The organism is Methylobacterium sp. E-025 (assembly GCF_022829705.1).
GTDB lineage: Bacteria > Pseudomonadota > Alphaproteobacteria > Rhizobiales > Beijerinckiaceae > Methylobacterium.
This window is the reverse complement of record NZ_JAKSYR010000036.1, coordinates 1-3700: the sequence shown is the minus strand read 5'-3', so window position 1 is coordinate 3700 and position 3700 is coordinate 1. Positions and strand designations below refer to the sequence as shown.

6 protein-coding genes are annotated in these 3700 nt (G+C 64.1%); all 6 read left to right on the top strand.

All coding sequences use genetic code 11. The features are described 5' to 3' along the window. A partial coding sequence (locus MKK64_RS02720) for a zinc-binding dehydrogenase (RefSeq protein WP_243932148.1) occupies positions 1 to 856 on the top strand: 856 nt, incomplete at its 5' end. 98 nt (positions 857 to 954) lie between these two features. Further along, positions 955 to 1629, top strand: coding sequence for an HAD family hydrolase (locus MKK64_RS02715; protein WP_243932147.1), 675 nt, complete (start codon positions 955 to 957; stop codon positions 1627 to 1629). 24 nt (positions 1630 to 1653) lie between these two features. Continuing rightward, entirely contained in the window at positions 1654 to 2037 is a 384-nt protein-coding gene (locus MKK64_RS02710; protein WP_147841543.1) for an acyl-CoA thioesterase, read from the top strand. A gap of 320 nt (positions 2038 to 2357) precedes the next feature. Then, positions 2358 to 2984 carry a ParA family protein gene (locus MKK64_RS02705; RefSeq protein ID WP_243932146.1) on the top strand — a complete coding sequence of 209 codons (627 nt, stop codon included), beginning with the start codon at positions 2358 to 2360 and terminating at the stop codon, positions 2982 to 2984. Then, the gene (locus MKK64_RS02700; protein WP_243932145.1) at positions 2981 to 3307 is read left to right on the top strand and encodes a hypothetical protein; all 327 of its coding nucleotides are present in this window, start codon (positions 2981 to 2983) and stop codon (positions 3305 to 3307) included. Before MKK64_RS02705 ends, MKK64_RS02700 begins: the two co-directional genes overlap by 4 nt. 126 nt (positions 3308 to 3433) lie before the next feature. Further along, positions 3434 to 3658, top strand: a complete 225-nt coding sequence (locus tag MKK64_RS02695) for a hypothetical protein (protein ID WP_243932144.1) — start codon at positions 3434 to 3436, stop codon at positions 3656 to 3658. The last annotated feature ends 42 nt before the right edge of the window (positions 3659 to 3700 follow it).

Here is a 3700-nt window from a genome sequence, read left to right as displayed (position 1 = left end):
TCCAAATGGAGCGATGCAGGCCAAGGTGTTTGGCTATCCGCTCGCCGGACTGTTCGGCTTCTCGCACCTTACCGGTGGCATCCCCGGCGGCCAGGCTGAGTACCTGCGGGTGCCCTACGCCGACGTCGGCCCCATCGTCGTACCCGAGGGCCTGACCGACGAGCAGGTGCTGTTCCTTAGCGACATCTTCCCGACCGCCTACCAGGCCGCCGAGCATTGCGACATCGGTCCGGAGGACACGGTAGCGATCTGGGGCTGCGGCCCAGTCGGCGTGCTCGCGGTGAAGTGCTGCCTGATGCTGGGTGCCAAGCGCGTCATCTCTATCGACAGCGTCCCGGAGCGCCTCGCCCTGGCGCGGGAAGCCGGTGCCGAGACCATCGATCTATCCACCGAGAACATCCAGGACACGCTCATGGAGATGACCCACGGCCTTGGACCAGACTCGGTCATTGAGGCAGTCGGCATGGAGTCCCACGGGGCGGACACCACGCTGCAGAAGGTGTCGTCCGCCATTATGGAGCACACCGTCAGCCTGGAGCGTCCGTTCGCGCTGAACCAGGCGATCCTGGCCTGCCGCCCCGGTGGCAACGTCTCGATGCCCGGCGTCTTCGCGGGCCCGGTCGGTCCCGTCGCCCTCGGCGTCCTGATGAACAAGGGCCTGACCCTGAAGACCGGCCAGACCCACATGGTCCGCTACATGAAGCCGCTGATGGAGCGCATCCAAAACGGCGACATCGACCCGTCCTTCATCATTAGCCATCGCTCCACGAACCTGGAGGACGGCCCGGCGCTGTACGACATGTTCCGGGACAAGAAGGATGCCTGCACCAAGGTGGTGTTCAAGCCTCACGGCTGAAGGACGACCACGGAGCTGAAGCACGTTCATCTCCAAACACGGGGCAAGGCCGGCTCCTGATGGGTCGCCGCCGCCAACAACAGACAAGAAAGCGTCTCATGCCCACCGCGGTGATTTTCGACGTCGATGGTACCCTCATCGATTCGGTCCCCCAGCACGCCCGTGCCTGGCAGGATGCCTTCCGGGACTTCGGTCACGACATCCCTTTCGAAGAACTCAGGAGGCAGATCGGCAAGGGCGGGGACCTCCTGATGCCGGTGTTCCTGTCGGAGGCGGAGATCGCCGAGAAGGGCGATGCCCTGGAGGAGCACCGCTCGGGGATCCTGAAGGAGCTCTACCTCCCGACCATCAAGGGCTTGCCGCAGGTTCGGGCGCTCGTCGAGCGCCTGCTGGCCGACGGCAAGCAGCTCGCACTCGCCTCCTCCGCCAAGGGCGACGAGCTCAAGACTTACAAGAAGATCGCCGAGATCGACGATCTCATCAGCATCGAGACGTCGTCTGATGACGCGGAGGAGAGCAAGCCGAACCCGGACATCTTCCAGGCGGCCCTGGAGCGCCTAAACGGCGTCGCGGCACAGGATGCCGTCGTCGTCGGTGATACGCCCTACGATGCCGAAGCTGCTACCAAGGCCGGCATTCGGACGATTGGGCTGCTTACGGGGGGGCGGACGGTCGAAGAACTCATGCAGGCCGGCTGCATCGCCACCTATCGGGATCCGGCTGAACTGCTCGCCCGATACGAGACCTCGCCACTCGCCGGGTCGCAGGCCTGATCGTACAAGGACGGAGCACCTCCCATGGCAGCCACGAGCTCAAGCCCGTCCGAGGGTCCACACCTGCGCACCATCGCCATGCCGCGCGACACGAACGCTGCTGGCGCCATCTTCGGAGGCTGGACGGTTTCGCAGATGGATCTGGCCGGCGGAACCTTTGCTGCCCAGCGAACTAAGGGCCGCGTGGCGACGGTCAGCATCGACGCAATGCGTTTTCTCAGGCCGATCTCGGTCGGCGATGAGGTGAGTTGCTACTGCACCCTACAGGAAGACGGTGAGACATCGTTGGGCGTTCGGATCGAGGTCTGGATCCGGGATAGGACCGGAGGTGATCCGCAGAAGGTCACTGAAGGGGTGTTCACCTATGTCGCCTTGGACGACGAGGGGAAGGCGCGGCATCGGACCTAACTCCGGTCTAACAGAAATTGGAGGCGTTCGCCGTTCTCAGGGTGCAGGGCCGAGGTGTCTGGTCTTCGATGCATGGCTGCTTCCGGGAAGCGCCGATAGTGGTTCGAACGGCTGAGTTGGGTCGGAAGCTGAGCGTCTGCTTTTGGACCAGGGTTTAAGGTCCGCTCCCCACCCATCTCGGACGCTTCGGATGGGTGCCATCCGTCAGGTTTTCATCGCTGAAAGTGCCTGACACCTGTGTGCCACAGCCGGCCCCAAGATCACACAGCTACATATCTGCGCGCTTGCACGGTCGCGCAGTCATGTGACCACCTGACCGTATGAAAGTCCTTTGCTTCGCCAGCCAGAAAGGCGGCAGCGGCAAGAGCACGCTCGCCGCCTCCGTAGCAGTCGCTGCCCGCCAGGCCGGGGAGCGCGTCGTGGTCGTTGACCTGGACCCGCAAGGTTCGCTCGCCGAATGGGGGCGGATGCGAGAAGCCAAGAGAATCGTGTTTCGCGAGGTCGAGCCGTCGGCGCTGGTGCGTTGGCTGGCCGAGACGCGGAAGGTGAAGGCGGTGTCCCTCGTGATCCTCGACACGGCCGGTACGTTCGGCCCCGAGGTCGATACGGCCCTCAAGCAATCCGACTTCACGTTGGTGCCGGTGCGCCCATCCGCCTTAGATCTCCGCGCAGCTCGGCCGACCGTCGAGCGGCTGAAGTCCCTCGGCCGCCGGTTCGGCTTCGTTCTCAACGCCACGAACCCGATCACGCAGGCTCGCACTGCCGATGCGCTGGCCGCGCTTGAGGCCGGAGGCTTGGTGGCGCCGCCTGTGGCAGACCGAACCGACTTACGCGACGCCGCGGCCTCGGGTCTTGGGGGGGTCGAGGTGAACTCTGCAGGAAAGGCAGCGGCCGAGATCGCGGCCTTGTGGCAATGGGCCAGCGCTCAGATGGAGACATCGACGTGAGCAAGGCCCCGCGCCGGAAGCTGTCCGAAGAAGCCATATTTACAAAAACACCTGATCACTTAACTACGCAGCCGCATGAGAACGCAGACACGCAGCTACGTGATGATGAGATCCCCGGCGGCAAGGCCGTAGGGCGAGCGACGCGCGGGAGCCGTGAAGGCGATGTCCACCGAAGCCTCTACGCGAAGCCCGAGACGTTCGACCTAATCCGCCGGCTGGCCTTCGAGACCAACACCACCGCCCAAGCGCTCTACCGCGAGGGGCTGTTTCTCATGCTCCAAAAGCGCGGGCACGCGCGAGGGAATGAGCCCGAGGACATATAAGCACGCGAGCACGTAGCTATGTGATTACCTGGATGCGCGACCATATAGCTGCGTACCAGCCGCGCCGCGGTCGGGTGTGCAAGTCGGGTGCGCTGCGATGGTGCGGCCACCCGACGAGCGCCGTTTATGACCGCCTTGTCGCGCACGCGCCCGACCGGCATGGGATCGGAAATGACAGACAACCCATCTCACGAAGCAGCCGAAGCCCTACGCACGATCGGCCGGAACGTCGAGCCACCAGGCGACGACCTAGGCCTTTGGCTCGTGGATGGCCATGAGTGCAGCGATGTCGAACTGATTGCGCTGGCGCAGCTTTTTGGGCTGCTGGCTGAACCCGAGCAGGCAAACTGAGCTAGACCGTCGGCGCGAGCAACTTCACAGCCACGCTTTGGT

Coding starts and splice junctions, on each gene's coding strand:
- MKK64_RS02715 (WP_243932147.1), top strand. CDS start 955: ATGCCCACCGCGGTGATTTTCGACGTCGATGGTACCCTCATCGATTCG.
- MKK64_RS02710 (WP_147841543.1), top strand. CDS start 1,654: ATGGCAGCCACGAGCTCAAGCCCGTCCGAGGGTCCACACCTGCGCACC.
- MKK64_RS02705 (WP_243932146.1), top strand. CDS start 2,358: ATGAAAGTCCTTTGCTTCGCCAGCCAGAAAGGCGGCAGCGGCAAGAGC.
- MKK64_RS02695 (WP_243932144.1), top strand. CDS start 3,434: ATGACCGCCTTGTCGCGCACGCGCCCGACCGGCATGGGATCGGAAATG.